Here is a 22,466-nt window from a genome sequence, read left to right as displayed (position 1 = left end):
CGGGCGGTCGGCGTTCATCTCGGTTCCCCTTCCGGACTCTCACGTGGAAGAGTCGGCTCCCGGACTGGACCCCGCCTCAGCACAACCTGAAAGTCCCCTGAATCCCGAAATCCTGCGGTGTCCGGCCCGCCCGCGGGGGACGTGGGGGGTCGTCCCCCCACAGAGGCAGGAGCACTCGGAAGGTGGCGCCCTGGCCGGGGGCGGTCTCCAGTTGGACGACGCCGTTGTGGGCGGCCACCAGGGCGGCGACTATGGCCAGGCCCAGGCCGGTGCCGCCGTCCTCTCGGCTGCGGGACTCGTCGGCGCGGTAGAAGCGTTCGAAGACGCGGTGGGCCTGCTCGCGGGTGAGGCCGGGGCCGGTGTCGATGACCTCGCAGACCACGGCGGGCGTGCCGGGCGGGGCGCCCCGGGTCTGCAGGAGGTGCCGTTCGGCGGGGGTGCCGGGGCGCAGGCGCACCTCGACGGGGGTGCCGGCGGGGGTGTGGGTGACGGCGTTCTTGAGCAGGTTGCCCAGGACCTGGCGGAGCCGTGGTTCGTCGCCCATGACCTGGTAGGCCATGCCGCCCTCGACGGACAGGTCGATCCGGCGGTCGGGGGCGACGACGCGGATCTCCTGGACGGATTCGGCGGCGACGGCCAGCAGGTCGACCGGGCTCAGCTCCAGCGGGCGCTGCCGGTCCAGGCGGGCCAGCAGGAACAGGTCCTCCACCAGCAGGCCCATCCGGGCGGCGGCGTCCTCGATGCGGCCGATCAGGCGGTCGACCTCCGCGGGGGTGCGGGCGGCGCCCTGCCGGTACAGCTCGGCGAAGCCGCGGATGGCGGTGAGCGGGGTGCGCAGTTCGTGGCCGGCATCGGCGACGAAGCGACGCATCCGGCGTTCGGACTCGCGGGCGGCGCTCTCGGAGATCTGCCGGGCCCGGAACGCGGCCTCGATCTGGGCGAGCATCCCGTTCAGGGACCCGCCGAGCCTGCCCACCTCGGTGCGCGGGTCGGCGTGCGGGACGCGGCGGGACAGGTCGCCGGCGGCGATGGCCCCGGCGGTCTCCTCGATCGCCTCCAGGGGGCGCAGGCTGGCGCGGACGACCCACACGCCCACCCCGGCCAGCACGAGCAGCACCGCCAGCCCCACCATCAGGTCGATGGCGATGAGCCGCCGCACGGTGCGGTCGGCCTCGTCCAGGCTGACGCCGACGACCACGCTGCCGCCGCCCTCCAGCGGGGCCGCCATCACCCGCCAGGAGGCCCCGTCGCCGGTGCCCGGGACGGTGAACGGCTCGCCGTACCGCCCGTCGAGGTCGGCGGGGACGCGCGGGCTGCCGGTGATCCAGGGGGCCCGGGTCTCGGTCTGCACGGTGCCGTCGGGGGCGCGGATCTGCCCGTACATGTCGGCGGGCACCCGCAGCACGACCCGGCCGTCCGGGCCGACCAGCGGACGGGCGATCTGGTCGACCAGCCGTTCGGTGGTCATCCGCAACTGCTCGTCGGCGCGGTCGGTCAGGTAGCCGCGCAGCACCGACACCCCGGCGACGCTGATCATCGCCAGGCCGACCAGCACCAGCGTCAGCACGGCGGCGATCAGCCTGACGCGCAGCGGGGTGCGGTCCGACAGGCGGTGCAGCGCCGCGACGGTCATGATCCCTGGGGCGGGCGGAGCACGTACCCGACCCCGCGCAGGGTGTGGATGAGCCTGGGGTCGGTGTTGTCGACCTTGCGGCGCAGCGCCGACACGTAGGACTCGACGATCCCGGCGTCGCCGCGGAAGTCGTAGTTCCACACGTGGTCGAGGATCTGCGCCTTGGACAGCACCCGCCCGGCGTTGGCCATGAAGTAGCGCAGCAGCTTGAACTCGGTCGGCGACAGCGCGATCGGCCGGCCCGCCCGCCACACCTCGTGGCTGTCGTCGTCCAGCTCGATGTCGGCGAACACCAGCCGCGGGGAGGGCGCGGGCGCGTCCCCGCGCGCCCGCCGCAGCACCGCGTGGATGCGGGCGATGACCTCCTCCAGGCTGAACGGCTTGGTGACGTAGTCGTCGCCGCCGATGGTCAGCCCGGTGATGCGGTCCTGCACGGCGTCCCGGGCGGTCAGGAACAGCACCGGCGTGCGGGTCCCGCCCGACCGCAGCCGCCGCACCACCGCGAACCCGTCGAGGTCCGGCAGCATCACGTCCAGCACGATCAGGTCGGGCCGGTGCCGCAGCGCGGCCTCCACCGCGGCGGTGCCGCTGGTGGCGGTGACCACGTCGAACCCGGCGAACCGCAGGCTGCCCGCCAGCAGTTCGAGGATGTTGGCGTCGTCCTCGACCACCAGCAGCCGTGCGGCGGTGTGCTCGTTCACGGAACGTTCCCCTCGTCCATCATGCCCAGGCTGGCCGGCGAACCTGAACGCGACCTGAAAGCACGCCGAGTGCGGGCCGGGAACGTCGAGGGCGCCCCGGCCGGCGGCGGCCGGGGCGCCCTCGTGCGCCGTCTCAGCGGGGCGTCACTCGCCCTTCCACACCGGCTTGCGCTTCTCGGCGAAGGCGGCCGGGCCCTCCTGGGCGTCCTTGGAGGTGAAGATCGGCGTGGTGATCTCGTTCTGCTTGACCCACACCTGGTCGGCGGGCCAGGTCGGGGACTCGACGATGATCTTCTTGGTGCCGGCCAGCGCCAGCGGAGCGTTCTCGGCGATCTTGAGCGCCAGCTCCTTGGCGGCGGTCAGCGCACCGCCGGGCTCGGTCAGCCGGTTGACGAAGCCCAGCTCGGCCATCCGCTCGGCGCCGTAGAAGTCGCCGGTCAGCGCGATCTCCATGGCGATGTGGTACGGGATCCGCTGCGGCAGCCGCAGCAGCCCGCCCCCGGCGGCGACCAGCCCGCGCTTGGGCTCGGGCAGGCCGAACTTGGCCTCCTTCGAGGCGACGATCATGTCGCAGGCCAGCGCGACCTCGCAGCCGCCGGCCAGCGCGTAGCCCTCGACCGCCGCGATGATCGGCTTGGCCGGGGGCTTCTCCACGATGCCGGCGAACCCGCGGCCGTCGACCCACGGGGCCTCGCCCTTGAGGAAGCCCTTGAGGTCCATGCCGGAGCAGAACGTGCCGCCCGCGCCGGTGAGCACGGCCACCGACAGGTCCTTGCGGCCGTCCAGTTCCTCGATCGCCGCGGCGATGCCCTGGGCCACCGCGGCGTTCACCGCGTTCTTGGCCTCCGGGCGGTTGATGGTGATGACGAGGACGGCGCCATCGGTCTCGGTCAGTACGGCGTCGGACATGCCTGCCTCTCCCTTACTTGGGCTGGAAGCGAATGCCGCCGTCGAAACGGATGACCTCGCCGTTCATGTAGTCGTTCTCGACGAGCGCGCGCACCAGGTGGGCGAACTCGGCGGGACGGCCCATCCGCTTGGGGAACGGCACCGGCGCGGCCAGCTTGGCCTTGAACGCCTCGGCGTCCGGGCCCTCGCCGTAGATGGGGGTGTCGATGATGCCCGGGCAGATGGTGTTGACCCGCACGCCGATGGCCGACAGGTCGCGGGCGGCCGGCAGGGTCATGCCGACGATGCCGCCCTTGGAGGCCGAGTACGCCACCTGGCCGGTCTGGCCCTCCAGTGCGGCGATGGAGGCGGTGTTGATCACCACGCCGCGCAGGCCGTCGGCGTCGGCGGGCTCGGTCTTGGCGATGGCGGCGGCGCCGATCCGCATCAGGTTGAAGGTGCCGACCAGGTTGACGGCGATGACCTTCTGGAACGAGGCCAGGTCGTGCGGGGAGCCGTCGCGGTTCACCGTGCGGGTGGCCCAGCCGATGCCGGCGCTGTTGACGATGATGCGCAGCGGGGCGCCGGTGTCCACGGCGGCCTGCACGGCGGCCTGCACCTGCGCCTCGTCGGTGACGTCGGTCTTGACGAACACGCCGCCGATCTCGTCGGCCAGCGCCTTGCCCTTGTCCTCGTTCAGGTCGGCGACGACGACCTTGACGCCGTGCGCGGCGAGGTCGCGGGCGGTGGCCTCGCCGAGGCCGCTCGCCCCGCCGGAGATGACGGCGGAGACTCCGTTCAGGTCCATATGCAGCACCTTACGTCAGGGACCGAATGTCGTTCGGGTTGATGTTACCCAGGGGTCAAGCTATCGGGAATGTTTGGCCCCCCGCCCTCCGGGGACGCGCCTTGTCACCGCGGGCCGCGGGCCGGCTCACCCGCCGACGACGACCACGCGCGGCCTTGTCACCGAGTGAGCATCCTAGGGGGACCCATGAGCGAACGACCCGCCCAGAGCCAGCCCTACCCAGGCGAGAGCGGGGATATGACACCCGAGCCCAGGGACGAGATGCGCGGTTACACCGGCAGCGGGCTGCTGGCCGGGAGGCGGGCGCTGATCACCGGCGGCGACTCGGGCATCGGCCGGGCCGTCGCGGTGGCGTTCGCCAAGGAGGGCGCGGACGTGGCGATCACCTACCTGTCCGAGGACGCCGACGCCCGGCACACCGCCAAGCTGGTCGAGCAGGAGGGCCGCCGCTGCTTCACCTTCGGCGGCGACATGGCCGAGGAGCGGCACTGCCGCGAGGTGGTCGGGCACGCCGCCCGCGACCTCGGCGGGCTGGACGTGCTGGTGCTGCACCACGGCACCCAGCAGCCGGTGCGGGACCTGCGCGAGATCGACGACCGGCAGCTCACCCGGACCTTCGCGGTGAACGTGTTCAGCCTGTTCTGGACCGTGCAGGCGGCGCTGGACCACCTCGGCGAGGGCTCGTCCATCGTGATCACCGGTTCGATCAACGGGCTGCGCGGCAACAAGACGCTGATCGACTACGCCGCCAGCAAGGCCGCCGCGATGAACCTCGCCCAGTCCCTCGCGCAGAACCTGATGGACAAGGGCATCCGGGTGAACTCGGTGGCCCCGGGCCCGGTGTGGACGCCGCTGATCCCGGCCACCATGCCGGAGGAGAAGGTGGAGAAGTTCGGGCAGCAGGCCCCGATGGAGCGGGCCGCCGACCCCGACGAGATCGCCCCCTCGTACGTGTTCTTCGCCAGCGACCGGCTGTCGTCGTACTACACCGGCCAGACCCTCGTCCCGGCGGGCGGGGAGATCCATCCGGGCTGACCCCGTTTCGCTCCCGCGCGGGGGGTAGGGCCGCTTCCGGACGTAGAAAGGAGTACCCGATGGCCCAGGCGAGCTTCATCGAGGTCCAGAAGGCCCTGTCGGGCGTCGACTATCCGGCGACCAAGCAGCAGCTCATCGAGCACGCCAAGAAGAACAAGGCCGGCAAGCAGGCCATGGAGGCCCTGCAGGGCCTGCCCGACAAGGAGTACGACGGCCCCAACAAGGTCAGCCAGGCCGTCGCGAAGGAGTCCTGACCCCTTACCGCAGCGAACCGGGGCCGCCGTGCTCGGCGACCCCGGTTCTCCTCTCTCCAGCCCGTGTCCGGGCTACCGGACACGGTACGTCACGGGCTCACGGTACGGGTGGCCCCCCTGCACCCCCGCCCGGGGGCTCGTTGCGGGCGGATCGCCTACGGTGCGCGGGTGTGCGGCTCGTACCCTTCCGCCTCACCGCCGGGGGCGTCCTCCTGCGCGTTGGGCGGGTCGGTGGGGCCGGGCGTGTGCTCGCCGCCGATGTCGGGCTCGCCGTCGGGGTCGACCGGGGCGCCCGCCTCGGCCCGCCGGTCCGCCAGGGGCTTGTCGCGGTTGTCAGCCATACCCCATACGTCACCGGTCACAAGGTTTCAAACACGGCGACCGGGGATCCCATGTGCGTGATGGAGCTCAAGCGCAGCGACCCCTCCGCGCCCGGCATCACCCGGCGCCGGCACGGCAGGGGTTTCCGCTACCTGGACGCCGACGGGCGGCCGGTGCCGCCCGGGACGGTGGCCCGGATCAAGGACCTGGTGATCCCGCCGGCCTGGAACGACGTGTGGATCTGCCCCGACCCCGAGGGGCACATCCAGGCGGTCGGCACCGACTCCGCGGGCCGCCGCCAGTACCTGTACCACCCGCGGTGGCGCGAGCAGCGGGACCGCGAGAAGCACGACCGGGTGCTGGACTTCGCCGACGCGCTGCCGGCCATCCGCAAGCAGGTCGCCGAGCACCTGTCCGGGCGGGGCTTCACCAGGGAACGGGTGCTGGCCGCCGCGGTGCGCCTGATCGACCTGGGGTTCTTCCGGGCGGGCGGGGAGGAGTACGCCGAGGAGAACGGCACGTACGGGATGGCCACGGTGCTGCGCGAGCACGTCACCTGCCGTCGCTCCGAGGTGATCTTCGAGTATCCGGCCAAGGGCTCCAAGGACCGCTACCAGGCGGTCGCCGAGGAGTCGGTGTGCCGGGTGGTCGGCGGGCTCAAGCGGCGCCGCGACGACGGCCCTGAGCTGATGGCCTACCGGCTGCCGGACGGCGGCTGGCACGACGTGACCGCCGCCGACATCAACGAGTACCTGCGGGAGATCTCCGGCGGCGACTTCACCGCCAAGGACTTCCGCACCTGGCACGCCACCGTCCTGGCCGCCGTGGGCCTGGCGGTCTCGGTGCGGGCCGCGACCTCCGACTCGGCCCGCAAACGCGCGGTGAGCCGGGTCGTCCAGGAGGTCGCCGAGTACCTGGGCAACACCCCGGCGGTGGCGCGCGCCTCCTACATCGACCCGCGCGTCATCGCCCTGTACGAGCGGGGCGTCACCATCGCCCCCGCCCTGACCGCCCTGGGCGAGGAGGCCGACTTCGGCGAACTCGCCACCCAGGGCGAGGTCGAGCACGCCGTCCTGGACATGCTGCGCCGCAACCCCGACGCCTAGGCGCGGGCCATGGACGGCTCGAGGCAGTAGACGGCGTACGCCTGCTTGATCACCGGGAGGGCGACGTTGCGGACGCGCGTGCCGTTCGAGGTGACGCCCTTCTCGGTGCCGTGGTGGGCGTGGCCGTGGATGGCCAGGTCGGTGCCCGCCTCGTCGATGGCCTCGGCCATCAGGTAGCTGCCGAGGAAGGGGTAGATCTCCAGCGGCTCCCCGGCCAGCGTCTCCTTGACCGGCGAGTAGTGGGTGAGCGCGATCTTGACGTCCGCGCCCTGCTCGTCCAGTTCGGTCAGCGCCGTGCGCAGGCGGTCGGAGAACTCGCGGGTCTCCCGGACGAACTCCTTCATCACCTGCTCGCCGAACTCCCCGGCGCTGCGGCCCGGGAACCCGCCGCCGAAGCCCTTGCCGCCGGCGACGCCCAGCCGGGTGCCGTTGCACTCGACGATCGTGCCGTCGCCCTCCAGCACGGTGATCCCGGCGTCCTGGAGCATCTTGGTGATCTCGTCCTGGGCGTCGGAGTGGTGGTCGTGGTTGCCCAGCACGGCGATCACCGGCACCGGGGCGTCCTTGAGCTCCTCCACCGCGACCCGGCCCTCCTCAAGGGTGCCGTGCCGGGTCAGGTCGCCGGCGACCAGCAGCACGTCGGCGTGCTCGGCGAGCCCCCTGGCCCGTCGCCGGTACTCCCCCGCGGTGTCCACGCCCACATGGATGTCACCGACCGCGGCGACGCGGATCATGAAAGATGCTCCTCTCCGTCCGGCTCCCGGGACGAGACCACCGACACCTCGTTGCACACGGTGTGCCCGTGCGCGGCGGCGCGGGCGGCCTCCTCGATGTCACGCCTGCGCTCCTCGGACATCACCTGGCCGCGCAGGTAGACCTTGTCCCCCCGCACGTCCACCTGGATGCCCAGCTCGTGCGCCTGTTCGGCGACCCGGTCGCGGATGTGCTCGACCAGGTAGTGCGGCACGTCCTCGGTCCTGGTCACAGGAAGTCCCCCTCGATCACGTCCAGCCGGTGCAGCAGCGTCAGGAACGCGTACGCGTACGGGGAGTGCGCCGTCTCCTTGGCCACCTTCGGCCAGTCCACCTGCTCGCGCAGCGCCCGGCACACGTGCAGGAAGTCGCTGAAGTCGCAGGCCGTCTCGGTGAACGCCAGCAGCCGCATCACCATCAGGTCGTCGGCGGGCAGCACCGGCATGTTCACCGCCGCCACCGGCAGTTCCTCGGCCCGTGCCAGCAGCCCCTCGTCCACCGGCCGCCCCGACGGCCGGAAGATCAGGTCGATCAGCCGGTCGTCGTCGTACACCTTGGCCAGCCAGTCCTCCGGGGCCTCCTGGTAGCGCATCCCGGCGGCGGTGAGCGCCGCCACCGCCGCGTCCACGTCCTGCTCCCGCAGCACGAAGTCCACGTCGTGGGTGGAGATCGCCGCTCCCCGCGCGTACGCCGCGAAACCACCGGCCAGCGCGAAGCGGACGTCGGCCTCCTTCAGCACGCTCGCCGCCCGCTTCAGGCTGGTGAGCAGCGTCTCCTCACCGGCCTGCGACTCGACATGCGACATGCCCACCCCTGCCTTGTGCCTCGTGGTCTCAAGCTCCTGCGCGCGTCGTGCCGACGCCGTACCCGCGCATCGGGTCCTCATGCGCCGGATCCGTCTTTCCAGGTGGTTTGTTCTCCGGCCGGGCGGCGGGGAGCGGACCGGGCCGGGACGGCGGGGTTCCGTCCGGCGGTCCTCCGGCCCGGGCGGCGGGGAGTGGACGCCGCCCGGACCGGACGCCGGATCGTGCCCGGCTCAGCAGTCCACGAGCTCGGGGGACTGGTTGAGCAGCTGGGCGCGCGGCGAGACGAAGGTCGCGTACCGCTCGGCGGCCCCGGGGGCGTCCGGGACGAACGCGGCGACGCGGTGGCAGTTCTGGAACGCCAGGCGGACGTCGAAGTGGCGCTCGAGGGCGCCGCGCATGGCGTCGCCGGCGAGCGCCCGCAGCAGCTGGCCGCGGGCGGCCTCGTCCGGCGGCGGCACCCGGTTGTCGGCGAAGCCGTCCGGGGTCCGCCGGGAACGTCCGGCGACCTCGCTGATCACCTGCCAGGCGTACGGGAGCGAGTCGCGCACGCAGGCCACGAAGTCGGCGTCGCTCACCTCGCCGCTCCGGGCCCGGCGCAGCAGGTCGTCGCTGACCGTCAGGGACATGGCGGGTCCTTTCTCCTGTCGTGGTGGCCGGATCCGGCCGTGGCCCCGAGTCTTGTATGAAAACGATTTTCATTGCAAGCCTTCCGGGCGGCGGGTCGTGGCGGCGGTACTCAGGTGGGGGTCGAGTACGCGGATCCGTCGCCGTACTCATGCGGGCCGGTCCGGCGTGGCCGACAGTGGCCGCATGAACGCTCTGCTCCAGCTCAAGGGCACGACCGCCTTCTTCATCCAGTCGGCCGCCTCGTTCACGGTGGCCACCTGCGGGGTCGGCGTGGGCATCGCCTTCCTGCCGGCGCCGACCTGGATCCGCGCGTTCCTGGCCCTGGGGACGCTGTACGTGATCACCTCGACGTTCACGCTGGCCAAGGTCGTCCGCGACCGCCAGGAGGCCGCCGCCCTCATGGACCGCCCCGGCCCGCAGGCGGCGCTGCCGCCCAATGCCCCGTACGTCGACGCCTCGGGAGGGTCCTGGGGCTGACCGATGCCTTCGGGGGTGGATTCCGACATCGCCCATGGGCGCTCTCCGGGAACGGGGAGCGCCCTTTCTCTCAGGTAATGGAAATATGCCTTTCCGAACCGGATCGACCGGGTCGCGGGGCGGTCGTGATGATCTTGTGATGGGCGTCGGAGGACGGGTCCGGAGCCCGCCGCGGCGGCCGTCTCCGCGCCGTGCGAGGCGGACTTCCGGGCGATGCGACACAGGTCACAGATTAATGATCATTCTTGCCGTTCCCGCAGGCAGCGACCTTGATCACCACAGTGTTGCAGCACTTTCCGACATACCTGCCGATGCCGGACATTTGCTCTTGTGGGACGGATGTGGTTAGCGTTCTGCCCGTTCCGGCGGCGACCGGATCGCCGTCGACAACCGAACATCGCCGGCCTGGCGCGCGGTGCGCGACACCGCTGCCGAGCCACGCCGGCATGCCGAATCCGTGCAGCAGGGAGGCACGGAGCCGGGAAATCCCGCCCGCAATGCCGCGGGTTTCGGGACGCCATTCAGCCGAAACGCCGAACCGGCCGTTTCCGGCTGCCCGGTAGGCATCACCCGCTAGGGCAGGAGCAGTTCTGAATACCCCCCGTACCATCCGCTTCACGCTGGGCGGACTCGCGCTGAGCGCGTCCGCGACCCTGTTCACCACCGCGGTGGCGACCCCTCCGGCGAGCGCCGCCACCGAGCCGGCCCTCTTCTACCCGGCCACCCCCGCCAAGCCCGCGGCCCCGGCCAAGCCCAAGGCCCCGGCCAAGAAGAAGCCGCTCACCAAGGCCCAGAAGCAGGCCCAGAAGGCGGAGAAGGCCGTCCAGTACGCCACCAAGCAGCTCGGCGACCGCTACCGCTACGGCGGCACCGGCCCCAACAGCTGGGACTGCTCCGGCCTCGCCGGCGGCTCCTGGCGCAAGGCGGGCGTGAAGCTCCCCCGCACCACCACCCAGATCTACAAGCACGTCAAGAAGAAGGTCTCCTACAAGGGCCTCAAGCGCGGCGACCTGATCTTCTTCTACAGCGGCCGCGGCCACATGGGCGTCTACGTGGGCAAGGGCTACATGATCCACGCCCCCAGAAGCGGCAAGAAGGTCCAGAAGGTCAAGCTGAGCACCTACTACCGCCAGCACTTCAACGGCGCGGTCCGCCCCGGCCTCTGACCCCCGGCCCGGCGGCGGCGCCGTGGGCGCCCCCACCCGCACGCCCACGGCGCCGCCGCCCACCCCCATATCCCGTCGCGAACCCGCACCCCGCCTGGGTACCCTTACCTGCGGGTCGCTAGCTCAATTGGCAGAGCTCCGGACTTTTAATCCGTAGGTTGTGGGTTCGAGTCCCACGCGACCCACCACCTCTGACCTGCACAAACCCGCAGGATGCCGGGTATGCCCGGTGTCCGGTTGGCCCCGGTTCGTTCCCGTGTTCGCTCCATGTTCGCTCGGCGGCCCGAACCGGGACACGAACGGACCCCGATCGCCCTGTCACATCCCCCCGACGGCTCCGGCCGTGTTCCGGGATAGGTTGCGCACCGTCCGCCCGTAGAACGGCCACAGCCGCCGTGGGACGGCCCAGCGCCCGCCTGATATCGCTCACGCATGCCACGGTCCGGGGCGCCGCCCCATGGCGTTGTCCGGCCCGGCGGGTCGGTCGCCACCGGATCGCCATGGCCCCGAGCCGCGCGGGGCAGGTCCGTCGTCCACACGGCCCTGGGATGGCCTGGTGGTATCTGCGATGATCGCGGGCATGCTCCAGCCCCCGGACTTCGACCCGATGTTCCGCGTCGGAACCCGCTACCGCTGGGACGATGACGATCCCTCGGTCATCGATGTCCAGCCGGTCGGCGAGCTGTACCTGCCCAGCGGGCGGCTGATCGCCCAGGACCCGGGCTGGGGAGCACATCCGAGGGTGGCGCCCTTCACGGTGACCGTTCCTCCGGGTCGTTACCCGGTGACCCTGTCGATCTCGCACTGGGAGCGGTCATCAGACCCGGACGTCCCGTCTCCTTTGCGGGTGGTCAACGCCGCCAAGCTCACAGTGCGGGACGAACCCGCCGTGTCCTGGGAACTGGCCCTGCTGCCCGGTCAGAATCCGGCGGGTCTGCAGGACGGTGAGTTCTTCGGGTTCGGCGTGGACTCCGGCACCGGATGCTTCCTCGACGCCTCAGCGCTCACCCACCTCGACCGCATGAGCTATCCCCGGCACCCGGCACTGCACGACGCCATGCGCAACGCCTACAAGCTCGGCGGCACCGACCTTCCCACCGACGACCCCGACCTGAACATCATCGTGTTCAGCTGCGGCATGGGCGACGGCGCCTACCCCACCTGGATCGGCCGCACCGCCACCGGCGACATCGCCTGCTTCATCTCCGACCTGGAACTGCTCCACCACAGCCTCGGCCCCGAAACCCCCTGAACCCACCCGCGTCCCGCGGACGGAACGCTCATGCCGGCGGATGAAGTCCTCACCTCAGACTCGTCCCGCTTCTGGCCCGCCGACGACTGGAGCCAGGCCACCCACAGCACGCGCTGGACAAGCGGTTCGTCCGTGACGGGTCATCCACCATCGCCAACTGGGACCGCACTTCCCCTGGGTCCCCCATCCCTGCCGACGTAGTCGAGGCCGCCCAGCCCACTACATCCATGTCTACGAAACCCTCACCGGCAAGCGCCGGGAGTCCTGACCATGGCCCAGACCTACGGCATCAACCGCTTCCTACGCGAAACCGAAGCCCTCCTCTGGTAGGCAGGCCATCTAGCCGGCGAACTCGCGTACCGGTCTGCCCTTCACGCCCACCGCCGCCCGGAACAGTGATCCGGCCGACGGATCGTCACCCGGGGCGAGGCCTTCGCGAGATGTGGTGATGAAAAGCTCGTCCAGGGCAGGGCCGCCGAAGGTGCAGGCGGTGACCCCCCGCACCGGCACCTCCACCACCTCGTCCAGCACACCGGCCGGCGTGTAGCGGTGTACCTCCCCGCCCTGGTTCAGCGCGACCCACACCCCGCCCTGCGCGTCCACGGTCAGGCCGTCCGGAGCGCCGTCCTCCTCCGGGATCGACACGAACGTCCGCCGCCCGGTCAATCCCGAGGCCCTGTCGTAGTCGAATACGGCAACCTGCTGTGTGGCCGTGTCGACGTAGTACGCCAGGGCGTCGTCCGGGCTCCACTTCAGTCCGTTCGAAACGGTCACACCGTCCAGCACCACCGCCGTGGAACCATCGGGGTCGAGCCGGTAGAGCGCACCCGCGCCCGTCGTCTTGTCATAGGCCATGGACCCGCAGTAGAAGCGGTCGTCCGGATCGCAGCCGCCGTCGTTCATGCGAACGCTCTGATCGGCCCATAGTTCCGGCAGGTGCGTCAGCGTTCCGTCCGCGTCCTCCAGCGCGAAACCCCGCTCGACGCCGATGACCGCGCCTCCTCCGCGCCGAGGACGCAGCGCGGCCGCGGCCCCGCCGACGTGCCGACGGCCGATCGTTCCATCGGCCCCCAGCGACATGACATCACCGGCCAGCATGTCGACCCAGCGCAGCCCTCCCCAGCGTGATGACCAAACCGGCCCCTCCCCGTGAAAGGTCACCGCATCGGTGTTCCGTTCAGCATGCGGCAAAGCCTTCCCCTCCCCAAGCACCCGGCATGTCAGAGAGATCCAACTCTCTGTGGCCATGTCGCCACGCTCCTTATCCAGGTGGCCGAACACCACGCCCTGGACGGGAGGACGGGAACGGCCGGAGGCCTGCCATCCGAGGTGCCGCGGCGGGTTGCGATCAAAGCCGTGACTCCGCAGGTCACGGGAGAAGGGCATCTGCCACAGCGCTATCTGCAGAGCACCGCCCCAGCCGCAACCGCCGGCCACGGCGTCAAGCGCACAGCCGACGTGGGCGTGCCGGGGCGCCGCCATCGTGTTGTTGCCGTAGGGCTGCGACGCCTTCGAATGGTCGCGGCATGTGGGGCAAGGAAGGGACGCCATCTCGGCAGGTGCCGCGGTTCGCCATGGTGCCGCACCGGGGATGATCGGCGGTCCTTCGCGTGGCCGGTACGCGCCGCCGCCCGGCAAGGGACGACCACGAGTACCTGATCGATGCTTCCGGGAGCGCTCTCAACCTGGCGGTGCGCAATGGTCCTGCCACGTCGCCTCACCGGCCGCCCGGCTTGCTTTTCAGCCGCCCCTCCAGCGCGACCTTCGCCGGTGACGCGCGGTGGGATCGGTTCCGGCACATATTCCGACGAACTGGACATTATGGACAAACAGCCAGATAGTGCTCACGAGCCGCCGGAATCTCGGCAATCGGCGCTCCCCGGTCCAGCGTTGTGCCAGCCTATGTACCGGCTGTACCCATACGAGCACGTATCACTCAGTATCGTGATCCCTGCCGTCGACGCACCGAGGACGCCGATGCCTGACTTCTTCGAGCCTGCCGCCGGCGCTGAGCGCCAGGATGTCCGACGACATGGCAGGCCACTGACCCGTGGTAAGCGTCGCCAGAGCAGTAGCATACGCGCGTTTCACTTGTCCATTTCCGTCCTTCCCGCGGCTGTCGTGGGGCTCTTCGGACTCGCCGCCGTGGCGGTGCTGTACAGCGGCGACGCCGTGACCCAGAAGACGCGTCTGGTGCTGGCCGTGGCCGCCGCGGGAGCCGCGATCACCCTGGGAGCCGCCGTGTTGGCGGCGGACGCGGCGACCCGGCGGATGCAGCGGCAGTACGCCCAGTCGGCCGTCCGCGACCGTGAGAACGTGCAGCGGTGGCTCGGCGAGCTCGGGTTCCTGGTCGCCCAGGGCCGGCAGGACCTGCAGGAGCTGGTCGAGCGGCTCAGGGCCGGCGAAACCGTCGCATCCCGTGCCGAGGACCACCCGGCCACCGACACCGGCGACCCGTTCCAGCGGCTCGCATGCGAACTGCGGAAGGCGCAGAGCGAGGCGTGGAACGTCGCGCTCGACGCCGCGAGCCGCAAACCCACCGACGGCGCCGACCGGCGGGTCGGCGTTTTCGTCAACCTCGCCCGGCGGATGCAGACGCTGTCCCATCGGGCCATCCAGGGACTCGACGAGCTGGAGAACCAGGTCGAGGATCCGGACCTGCTCAAAGGGCTGTTCAGGGTCGACCACCTCACCACGCGCATGCGCCGTCAGGCCGAGAGCCTCGCCGTGATCGGCGGCGCCGCATCGCGCCGCCAGTGGACCAGGCCGGTGACCGTGTACGAGGTGCTGCGCTCGGCCATCGCCGAGGTGGAGCACTACAACCGGGTCAAGGTGGTGCCGCCCGTCGACGGGACCCTGCACGGCGGCGCGGTCGCGGACGTCATCCATCTGCTCGCCGAACTCATCGAGAACGCCACCAAGTTCTCCCCGCCGCACACGCAGGTGCTCGTCCGCGTCGAGAGCGTCACCGCGGGCCTGGCCATCGAGATCGAAGATCGCGGCCTCGGCATCCCGCGGGAGGACCAGCGGCGGCTCAACGACCTGCTCGCCGACCACGAGCAGGTCGACACCGGCGAGCTTCTGCAGGACGGGCGCATCGGGCTCCTTGTGGTCTCCGCGCTCGCTCGCCGTCACAACGTCCGCGTTCAGCTCCAGGGCAATCTCTACGGCGGTACGCAGGCCGTCGTCGTCGTGCCCAAGGAACTGGTCGGTACGGAGGCCGAGAAGGCCGCGGTCCGGCCCCAGGCGCAACCGGCGCACTCCCTGCCCGCTCCAGCGCCGGCCGCGAGCGCACCGGCGGCCGTCTCGGCCCCGCCCCGGCTCGCCGGCTTCGAGCAGGGCGTCGACGCCGGACCGGATCCGGCGGGAGACGACCGTGACGCCCTCGGCGCCCGCCCGGCCGCCCGACCGTCCGCCGCGGCCGAAGTGCGGTCCGATCCGCAGGCCGGCGTGCCGGCCCCCCGCACCGGGCCCACCCGCCCGACGGGAGCCGGCGAACGGCCGCCGTTGCCGCGCCGCCAGGCCCAGACGCACCTGGCGCCCGAACTGGTCAACGCTCCCGAGCCCCGGCAGGACGACCAGGAGGTCGAGCACAATCCCGGACTGATGGCGGCATTCCAGAAGGGCATGCGCAGCGCCCTGGAGAATGACGGCACTGCGGATGACATCGAGAGCGCGAACTGATGAAACGTACGAAACGATAAGGAGCGTCCATTGAGCGCTGTCTCCCCGAACCAGACTCAAGATCTTGCTTGGCTGTTGCGGGGGCTGGGCGAGGAGGTTCCGGTCATACGCGGCAGCGTGCTGCTGTCCTCCGACGGCATGCTGAAGGCCGCCCACGGCTTCGACCGCGCCAGTGCGGAACAGCTCGCGGCACTCGCCTCGGGGCTCTTCTCCCTGGGCCGTAGCGCCGGAACGAAATTCGACAACAACAACGAGGTGCGGCAGGTGGTGGTGGAACTCAAGTTCAGCCAGCTGTTCATCTCATGGGCCGGTTACAACTCCGTGCTGGCGGTGCTGGCCAGGGCGGAGGCCGACCCGGCCGTCGTCGGTTTCGAGATGGCCCGGCTGATCAAGGCCGTCCGGCCGTTCCTGCACACCGCGGCACGCCCGGCGGCCACCACGAGCGACCACGATCGATCGATATGACGGCCGGTGACGACGAGGTCTGGCTCGACGACGACGCCGGGCCGCTGGTACGCCCGTACACGGTGACCGCCGGCCGCACCCGCCCAACCGTCGAACTGGACCTGCTGTCCCTGGTGGTGGCGACCGGCGACCCTCCCCCGGCCATGGATCCCGAGCACGCCAAGGCGCTCGAGCTGTGCCGCACGCCGACCTCGGTCGCCGAGATCGCGGCGCATCTGCGGCTTCCCGTGGCGGTCACCAAGGTCCTCCTCGCCGATCTGGTGGAGGGCCGGGCGCTGACCACACGAGCACCGCGCACCGCGGCCGATCCCACCGACCGAGTCCTCTTGGAGAAGCTGCTCGATGGCCTACAACGAGTCTGAGGCGTTCCCCACCCAGGTCAAGATTCTGATAGCGGGCGGTTTCGGCGTCGGGAAGACGACGTTCGTCGGAGCGGTGAGCGAGATCGAACCGCTGAGCACCGAGGAGCTCATCACCACGGCCAGCGTCGGCGTCGACGACCTCGGCGGGGTGGAGGAGAAGTCCACCACCACCGTGGCGCTCGACTTCGGCAGGATCACCATCGAGCAGCACCGGATCGTGCTCTACCTGTTCGGAACACCCGGGCAGCAGCGGTTCTGGTTCATGTGGGACGAGCTGTCCGCCGGGGCGCTGGGCGCCGTCGTGCTCGCCGACACCCGTCGCCTGGAGGACTGCTTCGACGCCGTCGACTTCTTCGAGAACCGGGGAACCCGGTTCATCGTCGCGGTGAACGAGTTCGACGACGCGTTCCGTTACGAACCCGACGAGGTCCGGGCCGCCCTCGGACTCGACCCGCATGTGCCGATCGTGCTGTGCGACGCCCGGGACCGCCACTCGGCCACATCGGTGCTGAGGGCCCTGATCCAGCATCTTCTCGCCACCGCCCCTGTCCCCTCCGTCTGACGCAGACCCCGCCCCACCTGGAGATCCCCGTGATGCACGACCCGCTCTACGAACCCTCCGGCCACCTGCTGACACCCGTCGACCCCGAAGTGCCCCGGCGGGTGACGCGGCTGCGGGAGCTCGGTCTCGGCCAGGGACCGGACCCCGAGTTCGACGCGTTCGCCCGCGACCTCGCCGAAGCCGCCCAGCGCCTCATCAGCGCCGACCACCCCCCGTTCGCGATGGTGAACTTCGTCACCGACCGGCAGTACCTCGGCGGCCTGTACACCCCGCCGGCCCCCGGCGGCGATCCGGCCGGCGCCGTCGAGCTGGGCCGGGAAGTGCCGCTCGACCACGGCTACTGCCCGCACGTCGTCGTACGCCGCAAGGCGCTCGTCCTGGACGACGTGTGCGACTATCCGCGCTTCGCCGGCAACCCGGTCGTCGACAAGCTCGGCATCCGCACCTACCTCGGAGCCCCCCTCATCGACCGCACGGGCACGGTCCTCGGCACGATCTGCATCGTGGACAGCGAACCGCGCCCGTGGGGCCATCCCGGGCTCAACCTCATCAAGGAGCGGGCGGCGGACCTGATCCAGCTGATCCGCCGCCGTGAGGGACTGCTGACCTAAGCGCATATCCAGAGGTTCTGCGCGTAACCGGGGTGAGGCCGTCGGGACAGGTGGGCGTTGACAGCGGCCTCGCCGGGGGTTGGATCGAAGTTGCCCACAACGTCCATCCCACCCGGCGAGGCCGTGGTCAGTATGCGCCCGCCCAGCGTGTTCGCCAACCGTTCGGCCTGGCAGAACCAGGAGTTGCGCCGCCTGCTGCGGGGCAGGTGGCGGGTGGCGGTGCGGGCGGTGATGGTGCTGCTGTCGCTGCACGGGCTGTCGGCGGCGCAGATTGCCGTGCTGCTGGAATGCGATGCATCCACGGTGCGGCGCTGGATGGCCCGGTTCAACACCGAAGGCTCGGCGGGCCTGGACGATCGTTCTCGTAGCGGGCGGCCTCCGGTGGGCGGGCCACGGCTGGCCGCGCGGATCGCCCGGCTGCTGGCCCGTCCCGGGCTGTGGACGGTGCGGCGGATCTGGCGGTATCTGGGGCGGCCCCGAATGAGCCTGCGGACGGTGTACCGGCGGTTGCGGCAGATCGCGGCATGGCGGCGGCCCAAGCTGATCGGCCGCGGTGATCCGGCCCGGGAGGCGATCGTGGCCGCGATCGCCTCCCGGCTACGGTTGTTGCCGGACGGCGCGGTGGTATGGGCGGTCGATGAGACCCATCTGCATCTGCTGCCGCAGGTGCGTGCGTCCTGGACACTGCGCGGACGCCGCCCCCGCCTGGCCCGGCCGCTAGCGGCAACTGCACGCCTACTTCCGCGCCCGCTCACCCGACCAGTTCCTGACCACCGCCGCGCCCTGGACCAGCCCTTGGTTCCCGGCCAGTTACGACCAGAAGTTCTGGAAAGCCGCTCAGCGCCGGATCACGCCTCGGTGGCGGCGGGAATGGACCGCGAGAACGGCACGCCGGCCGGGGGCGCGGCGGCGTCGTCTCCGAGGCCGGGCAGGCCCGTGGCGAGCAGGCCGAACTCGGTGGCGACGCCGGCGATGTCGGCCTTGAGGAACTCGATCGCCGCCCGGGTCCTGCCGGCGTCGGCGCCGGTCTCGGCGGCCCACCGCATGACCTGGCCGATCGCGAACACGTAGGCGATCGCGCGGCCGGCCAGGACCATGTGCTCCTGCCGCAGATCCTGGTCGAGGAAGCCCAGGTCCAGCCGGTGCGCGGCGACCGCGGGCGCCGTGAGCGGCCACTCGGCCAGGAACCGGCTGAGCGCCCGGCCGTCCGTCCTGGCCAGGCAGTACTCGGTGAGCTGCTGGCTGAGCAGGTCGTTGGTGCCGTCGAAGATGGTGTAGACCCGGGCGTCCAGGAACGCCTGGGCGGAGATGTTGGTGGGGGATCCGCAGCGGTATCCCTCACCGCCGACGAGCTGCTGGTAGTGGTGCGCCGCGCTGAGCATCCGCTCGGTGGCGACCGTCTTGATGGCCTGTACGGCGGGGAACGCGCCGATCATGGCGTCCTTCATGTCCAGCGCGGTCTGCAGGTGGTGGTTGAGCGCCGCGCAGACGGTGTAGGAGGCGTCGATGGCCGCCAGCCGGTAGCGGACGAAGCGGATCGCCGACTGCGGCCCCGGGCCGATCCGGCGGCGGTCGGCGTAGGCGTGCGCCTCGCGGCTGATGCGGCGCAGGAATCCGCAGCCCATCGCCGCCATCATCGCCCGCGACGCCATGAGCATCTCCACCATGGGGCGCAGGGTCCTTCCGTCGGCCGGGATCCGCCGGTGCCGGGGGACGACCGCGTCGATCTCGTTGAGGCCGTAGTCGATCACCTTCAGGCCCAGCGGCTCGTACGGCTGCAGGGTGCGGAACCCCTCGCTGCGCTTGACGATGAAGTAGCCGTACTCGCGGCGGCCGTGCTCGTCGTTCTTCGCGCTGACCAGCCACCAGTGGGCGCTGAGGCTGAAGGCCTGCCAGTGCTTGCGGCCACGGATCCGGTAGCCGCCCTCGACCTCCTCGAAGGTGGTGGTCATGCCGGACATGGCCGAGCCGCAGCCGGGCTCGGTCGAGGCGAACCCGCAGATCATGGGATCGCCGCCGGCGTACAGCGGCAGCACCTCCTGCTTGGCCTCCTCGCCGGCCCACAGCACGATGGGCCGCAGCGCCACCGCCGTGATGACCGTGACGTACATGCCGAGCGGCAGGTTCCATTCGGACAGGGTCTCCACGACCCGGCACATCTCGATGTGGCTGTCGCGGCCGCCGTACTCCTTGGGCAGCGTCGGAAGCAGTACGCCGGCCCTCGTCAGGAGCGTCCAGTCGTCGGCCGGAAGGTTCTGCTGCGGGTAGGTCGCGGAGTCGAATCGGGGGGCGATTGCCTCGATGCCGGCGATGAACTCGTTCGTCGACAGAGACAGCAGGTCATTCGTCATGTGTCCGCTCTCACGGGTCGGCCTGTCAATGTGGGGAAGGCGTCAGGTTCCGGCGATCAAGAGCATGTTGAGGTCCGATTCGCTGTGCAACGGCAGACCATGAACCTCCTCCCGCATCGTCCGCCACTGAGGGACCTCACGTCATGGTGAGTCGACTGATCACTAAACGCAAGAAACATCTGGCTTACCGTAGTGGGCGCCGAAGAACCGTGTCACCTCATGCGGCCTGCGCGGACTCAATCGCACCTGCGCGGCGCCCGCACCGGCGTGCAGATGAGCCTGATGCCGACCGAGGTGAATACCACGGCGAACACCGTGGTGAACCCGACGCACCGTTCGCGGACCCGACCTCAGCAACCCATGTGATGGTGATGGTGGTCGGCGCGGCGCGGCATCGGCGGCATGGGCTTTAATCCGTAGGTTGTGAGTTCGAGTCCCACGCGACTCACCAGCCCTGACCGGCCCATCGCATCCCCCGAGCGGCCCCGGCCGTGTTCCCGAGATGGGCCATGTGACATCACCTGTGCACACCACAGCCCGCCGTGGAACGCCCACCCCCGCCTGACGCCCGCACGCATGGCAACGGGCCGGACATCGCCCTGTGGCGTTGTCCGGCCCGTCAGCGTGTCCGGTCGGGTCACCGTGGTGTCAGCGCGGTCACCTGGCCCCGGTGTGTGGGCCGGTCATGGTCGGTGTCGGCGTTGAGGATGACGGCGGCGGCGTCTTCGGCGGACTTGCGGGCGAGTTGGGGCAGGAGGCTGGTGTAGATGTCGGCGGCGATGGTGATCGACGACAGCCGCAGCGTCTCCTGCACCACCTTCAGGTCATAGCCGGCCGCCAGCAGGAACGAGGCCGCCCCGTGCCGCAGATCGTGCAGCCGCACCGGCGGAAGCCCGGCCTCCATCGACAGCTGCTCGAACTGCTCGGTGACATCGTTGGGGTTGACCGGCCCGCCGGTCTCGGTGGTGAACACATAGCCGGACTCCACCCAGGCATTGCCCGCTGCGAGACGCTCGGCGTTCTGCCGGGCCTTGTGCGCACGCAGCTCCTTCACCGTGGAGGTGTCGAGGCTGATGGTGGCCTCGCCGGCCTCGGACTTGGGCTTGCCCGCGAAGGTCTGTGAGCCGATCTGGGTGATCTGCCACCGGACCGCCACCGCCCCGTTCTTCAGGTCCAGGTCACTCCACCGCAGCCCGCATGCCTCTCCTCTGCGCAGGCCGCGGAAGGCGATGAGGTGGAACAGGGCGTACAGCCGGTGGCCTCGTGCGCGGTCCAGGAACCGCTTGGTCAGCGCGGGGGTCCACACCATCACCTTCGAGGGGCGGGGCGCGCCGATGTAGGCGTCGAGCCGGTTGATGCGGTCCCCGATCCGCTTGTGCGGCTCCACCTTCGACAGATGCCTGCGGCGGGCGTCCATCAGCGCGGTGTGGGCGGCCAGGTCCTTGCGCCACTGCTCGATGCGTTCGTCGGTCCACACCAGCGCCTTCGGTGCCTTCCCCGACGGCAGCTCGATCAGGGAGGCGACGTTGACCTCGATCAGCCTCTCTTTGATCGCCCGGTTCAGCGCCGCCCGCAGCGTCGCCCGGACCCGCTGCTTGGTCGCGGCACCGATCAGCCTTCGTCCCTTGACCTTGGCGCGCAGCTTCGGGTCGCCGGACTCGCGTGCGCGGGTGATGAGCTCGTTCAGCTCGTCGATGGCGTCGAAGATCCGTTCCACGTCCCGGACCCGCAGCTTGTCGAGCTGGATGTGGCCCAGGTGGGGGGTCAGGTAGAGCTTGATGTGGCTGGCGTAGCTGCGGCGGGTCGCCTCCCGCAACCCCCGCCGTCCGGCCAGCCACTGCTCCAGGTACTCCCCTACCGTGACCTGCCGGGACAGGTCCTGGCCGACGCGGACCTTGCGGCGCACCACCTGCGGGTCCGGCAGGGACTTGGTTGTGCGGACGGTGGTCACGATGAGGTCGGCGATCTGACGGGCGGTCTCCTGGTCGTCACCGGCGATGGCCAGCAGTTCCTTGACCCGGTTCATCTCCGCTTCGGCGGCGTCCTGCGAGGTGAACCCGCCTCGGCGCAGCGGGCCACGGCGGGTGCCGCCGGCGGTGGGCGGGAGTTCGAGCTGGTAGTTCCACGAGCCGTGGGTGCTGCTCCACCGGCCGTCGCTACGACGCAGCTTCGGGCACTTCTTGCGCAGCAGCCGGCCTTCTTCGTCGCGGCATCCGCAGGTCTTGAACGTGCTCCCGGTAGCGGCCATTCAGCCTTCTCCCCCATGATGCGAAGGCCGCCCATCTCCCACCGACCCGGCAGACTCCGCAACGGTGTCCTGGGCGGGAAGGCCGAGCACCGCGAGCAGGTCGGCCGTGACGACCCGGTAGCTGCGGCCGACCCGCAGCACCCGGCACGGAAACCGACCGGCCTGCGCCAACTGATAGGCCTTGGTACGCCCGATGCCGAGCGCGCGGCCGGCGGTGACCAGATCGATGGTGACAGGCAGCGAACGGACATCCGCCGGAGTCAGCCCCCGCCTCACGACCCGTTCCTCTCGCGCCGCGAGCCGATACCGGCTCCGGCGCTCGCATAGTGGTGGGTGCGGACGGCATGGGTCCCTTCC

Annotated in this window: 25 protein-coding genes, 1 tRNA gene and 1 pseudogene; 14 read left to right on the top strand and 13 right to left on the bottom strand. The window is 70.7% G+C overall.

Going from position 1 to position 22,466, the window contains the following annotated elements; all coding sequences use genetic code 11:
* Positions 1 to 76: 76 nt before the first annotated feature.
* The 4 genes from HNR21_RS09930 to HNR21_RS09915 all read right to left on the bottom strand — a co-directional run bounded on the left by HNR21_RS09930 (position 77) and on the right by HNR21_RS09915 (position 4,030).
* A complete protein-coding gene (locus HNR21_RS09930) occupies positions 77 to 1,633 on the bottom strand; it encodes a sensor histidine kinase (RefSeq protein WP_182704976.1) in 1,557 nt (518 codons plus the stop codon).
* Positions 1,630 to 2,334 (bottom strand): response regulator transcription factor, encoded by a 705-nt coding sequence (locus HNR21_RS09925; protein ID WP_119726895.1) that lies wholly within the window; start codon positions 2,332 to 2,334, stop codon positions 1,630 to 1,632. Before HNR21_RS09925 ends, HNR21_RS09930 begins: the two co-directional genes overlap by 4 nt.
* Before the next feature lie 144 nt (positions 2,335 to 2,478).
* Complete coding sequence (locus HNR21_RS09920) at positions 2,479 to 3,243, bottom strand: crotonase/enoyl-CoA hydratase family protein (protein WP_119726894.1); 765 nt, start codon at positions 3,241 to 3,243, stop codon at positions 2,479 to 2,481.
* 13 nt (positions 3,244 to 3,256) lie between these two features.
* Entirely contained in the window at positions 3,257 to 4,030 is a 774-nt protein-coding gene (locus HNR21_RS09915) for an SDR family oxidoreductase (protein ID WP_119726893.1), read from the bottom strand.
* A 186-nt stretch (positions 4,031 to 4,216) separates the two neighbouring features.
* Here HNR21_RS09915 and HNR21_RS09910 point away from each other — a divergent pair, with 186 nt between their 5' ends.
* Entirely contained in the window at positions 4,217 to 5,065 is an 849-nt protein-coding gene (locus tag HNR21_RS09910; protein ID WP_182704975.1) for an SDR family oxidoreductase, read from the top strand.
* Between the two features lie 59 nt (positions 5,066 to 5,124).
* Positions 5,125 to 5,319 carry a DUF2795 domain-containing protein gene (locus tag HNR21_RS09905; protein WP_119726891.1) on the top strand — a complete coding sequence of 65 codons (195 nt, stop codon included), beginning with the start codon at positions 5,125 to 5,127 and terminating at the stop codon, positions 5,317 to 5,319.
* 155 nt (positions 5,320 to 5,474) lie between these two features.
* On the opposite strand, the gene HNR21_RS09900 is transcribed toward HNR21_RS09905, so the two are convergent.
* Positions 5,475 to 5,660 carry a hypothetical protein gene (locus HNR21_RS09900; RefSeq protein ID WP_119726890.1) on the bottom strand — a complete coding sequence of 62 codons (186 nt, stop codon included), beginning with the start codon at positions 5,658 to 5,660 and terminating at the stop codon, positions 5,475 to 5,477.
* 60 nt (positions 5,661 to 5,720) lie between these two features.
* Here HNR21_RS09900 and HNR21_RS09895 point away from each other — a divergent pair, with 60 nt between their 5' ends.
* Positions 5,721 to 6,746 carry a DNA topoisomerase IB gene (locus HNR21_RS09895; protein WP_182704974.1) on the top strand — a complete coding sequence of 342 codons (1,026 nt, stop codon included), beginning with the start codon at positions 5,721 to 5,723 and terminating at the stop codon, positions 6,744 to 6,746.
* Here the strand turns inward: HNR21_RS09895 and HNR21_RS09890 are convergent.
* The 4 genes from HNR21_RS09890 to HNR21_RS09875 all read right to left on the bottom strand — a co-directional run bounded on the left by HNR21_RS09890 (position 6,743) and on the right by HNR21_RS09875 (position 8,930).
* The gene (locus HNR21_RS09890; RefSeq protein ID WP_119726888.1) at positions 6,743 to 7,480 is read right to left on the bottom strand and encodes a metallophosphoesterase family protein; all 738 of its coding nucleotides are present in this window, start codon (positions 7,478 to 7,480) and stop codon (positions 6,743 to 6,745) included. The genes HNR21_RS09895 and HNR21_RS09890 overlap by 4 nt on opposite strands.
* Complete coding sequence (locus HNR21_RS35150) at positions 7,477 to 7,731, bottom strand: BON domain-containing protein (protein WP_119726887.1); 255 nt, start codon at positions 7,729 to 7,731, stop codon at positions 7,477 to 7,479. The genes HNR21_RS09890 and HNR21_RS35150 overlap by 4 nt, the downstream gene beginning before the upstream one ends.
* Positions 7,728 to 8,303 (bottom strand): nucleotidyltransferase family protein, encoded by a 576-nt coding sequence (locus HNR21_RS09880; protein WP_182704973.1) that lies wholly within the window; start codon positions 8,301 to 8,303, stop codon positions 7,728 to 7,730. Before HNR21_RS09880 ends, HNR21_RS35150 begins: the two co-directional genes overlap by 4 nt.
* A gap of 231 nt (positions 8,304 to 8,534) precedes the next feature.
* The gene (locus HNR21_RS09875; protein ID WP_182704972.1) at positions 8,535 to 8,930 is read right to left on the bottom strand and encodes an SCO5389 family protein; all 396 of its coding nucleotides are present in this window, start codon (positions 8,928 to 8,930) and stop codon (positions 8,535 to 8,537) included.
* A 184-nt stretch (positions 8,931 to 9,114) separates the two neighbouring features.
* Between HNR21_RS09875 and HNR21_RS09870 the strand changes: the two genes are divergently transcribed.
* The 5 genes from HNR21_RS09870 to HNR21_RS09850 all read left to right on the top strand — a co-directional run bounded on the left by HNR21_RS09870 (position 9,115) and on the right by HNR21_RS09850 (position 12,027).
* Complete coding sequence (locus HNR21_RS09870; protein WP_119726884.1) at positions 9,115 to 9,408, top strand: YiaA/YiaB family inner membrane protein; 294 nt, start codon at positions 9,115 to 9,117, stop codon at positions 9,406 to 9,408.
* A gap of 668 nt (positions 9,409 to 10,076) precedes the next feature.
* Positions 10,077 to 10,574: a C40 family peptidase gene (locus HNR21_RS09865; protein WP_182704971.1), complete on the top strand. Its 498-nt coding sequence runs from the start codon at positions 10,077 to 10,079 to the stop codon at positions 10,572 to 10,574.
* Between the two features lie 112 nt (positions 10,575 to 10,686).
* Positions 10,687 to 10,762 (top strand) — tRNA-Lys (locus tag HNR21_RS09860).
* Between the two features lie 392 nt (positions 10,763 to 11,154).
* Positions 11,155 to 11,826 carry a DUF4241 domain-containing protein gene (locus tag HNR21_RS09855; RefSeq protein WP_182704970.1) on the top strand — a complete coding sequence of 224 codons (672 nt, stop codon included), beginning with the start codon at positions 11,155 to 11,157 and terminating at the stop codon, positions 11,824 to 11,826.
* Positions 11,827 to 11,856: 30 nt separating this feature from the next.
* Positions 11,857 to 12,027: a phosphoribosylaminoimidazolesuccinocarboxamide synthase gene (locus tag HNR21_RS09850; protein WP_246442059.1), complete on the top strand. Its 171-nt coding sequence runs from the start codon at positions 11,857 to 11,859 to the stop codon at positions 12,025 to 12,027.
* Positions 12,028 to 12,165: 138 nt separating this feature from the next.
* On the opposite strand, the gene HNR21_RS09845 is transcribed toward HNR21_RS09850, so the two are convergent.
* Complete coding sequence (locus tag HNR21_RS09845) at positions 12,166 to 13,110, bottom strand: SMP-30/gluconolactonase/LRE family protein (protein ID WP_312880955.1); 945 nt, start codon at positions 13,108 to 13,110, stop codon at positions 12,166 to 12,168.
* 693 nt (positions 13,111 to 13,803) lie between these two features.
* On the opposite strand from HNR21_RS09845, the gene HNR21_RS09840 reads away from it, so the two are divergent.
* From HNR21_RS09840 to HNR21_RS36330, 6 genes and pseudogenes are all read left to right on the top strand, one after another.
* Positions 13,804 to 15,510: a sensor histidine kinase gene (locus tag HNR21_RS09840; protein ID WP_182704969.1), complete on the top strand. Its 1,707-nt coding sequence runs from the start codon at positions 13,804 to 13,806 to the stop codon at positions 15,508 to 15,510.
* A gap of 30 nt (positions 15,511 to 15,540) precedes the next feature.
* A complete protein-coding gene (locus HNR21_RS09835) occupies positions 15,541 to 15,975 on the top strand; it encodes a roadblock/LC7 domain-containing protein (protein ID WP_182704968.1) in 435 nt (144 codons plus the stop codon).
* A complete protein-coding gene (locus HNR21_RS09830) occupies positions 15,972 to 16,337 on the top strand; it encodes a DUF742 domain-containing protein (RefSeq protein WP_182704967.1) in 366 nt (121 codons plus the stop codon). Before HNR21_RS09835 ends, HNR21_RS09830 begins: the two co-directional genes overlap by 4 nt.
* On the top strand, positions 16,318 to 16,899 hold the full coding sequence (locus tag HNR21_RS09825; RefSeq protein WP_182704966.1) for a GTP-binding protein: 582 nt from the start codon (positions 16,318 to 16,320) through the stop codon (positions 16,897 to 16,899). The genes HNR21_RS09830 and HNR21_RS09825 overlap by 20 nt, the downstream gene beginning before the upstream one ends.
* Positions 16,900 to 16,931: 32 nt before the next feature.
* Positions 16,932 to 17,510, top strand: coding sequence for a GAF domain-containing protein (locus tag HNR21_RS09820; RefSeq protein WP_182704965.1), 579 nt, complete (start codon positions 16,932 to 16,934; stop codon positions 17,508 to 17,510).
* 132 nt (positions 17,511 to 17,642) lie between these two features.
* Positions 17,643 to 18,227 (top strand): annotated as a pseudogene (locus HNR21_RS36330) (helix-turn-helix domain-containing protein); the annotation flags it as partial.
* 131 nt (positions 18,228 to 18,358) lie between these two features.
* On the opposite strand, the gene HNR21_RS09810 reads toward HNR21_RS36330, so the two are convergent.
* The 3 genes from HNR21_RS09810 to HNR21_RS35145 all read right to left on the bottom strand — a co-directional run bounded on the left by HNR21_RS09810 (position 18,359) and on the right by HNR21_RS35145 (position 22,385).
* A complete protein-coding gene (locus HNR21_RS09810) occupies positions 18,359 to 19,861 on the bottom strand; it encodes an acyl-CoA dehydrogenase family protein (RefSeq protein WP_182704964.1) in 1,503 nt (500 codons plus the stop codon).
* A 637-nt stretch (positions 19,862 to 20,498) separates the two neighbouring features.
* The gene (locus tag HNR21_RS09805) at positions 20,499 to 22,109 is read right to left on the bottom strand and encodes a tyrosine-type recombinase/integrase (protein ID WP_182704963.1); all 1,611 of its coding nucleotides are present in this window, start codon (positions 22,107 to 22,109) and stop codon (positions 20,499 to 20,501) included.
* Positions 22,110 to 22,385, bottom strand: a complete 276-nt coding sequence (locus HNR21_RS35145) for a helix-turn-helix domain-containing protein (RefSeq protein WP_182704962.1) — start codon at positions 22,383 to 22,385, stop codon at positions 22,110 to 22,112.
* Between the last annotated feature and the right edge of the window lie 81 nt (positions 22,386 to 22,466).

The sequence above is a fragment of the Thermomonospora cellulosilytica genome (genome assembly GCF_014138835.1).
Taxonomy (GTDB): domain Bacteria; phylum Actinomycetota; class Actinomycetes; order Streptosporangiales; family Streptosporangiaceae; genus Thermomonospora; species Thermomonospora amylolytica.
The sequence above is the reverse complement of the archived record's forward strand: the minus strand, read 5'-3'. Positions and strand labels throughout refer to the sequence as shown.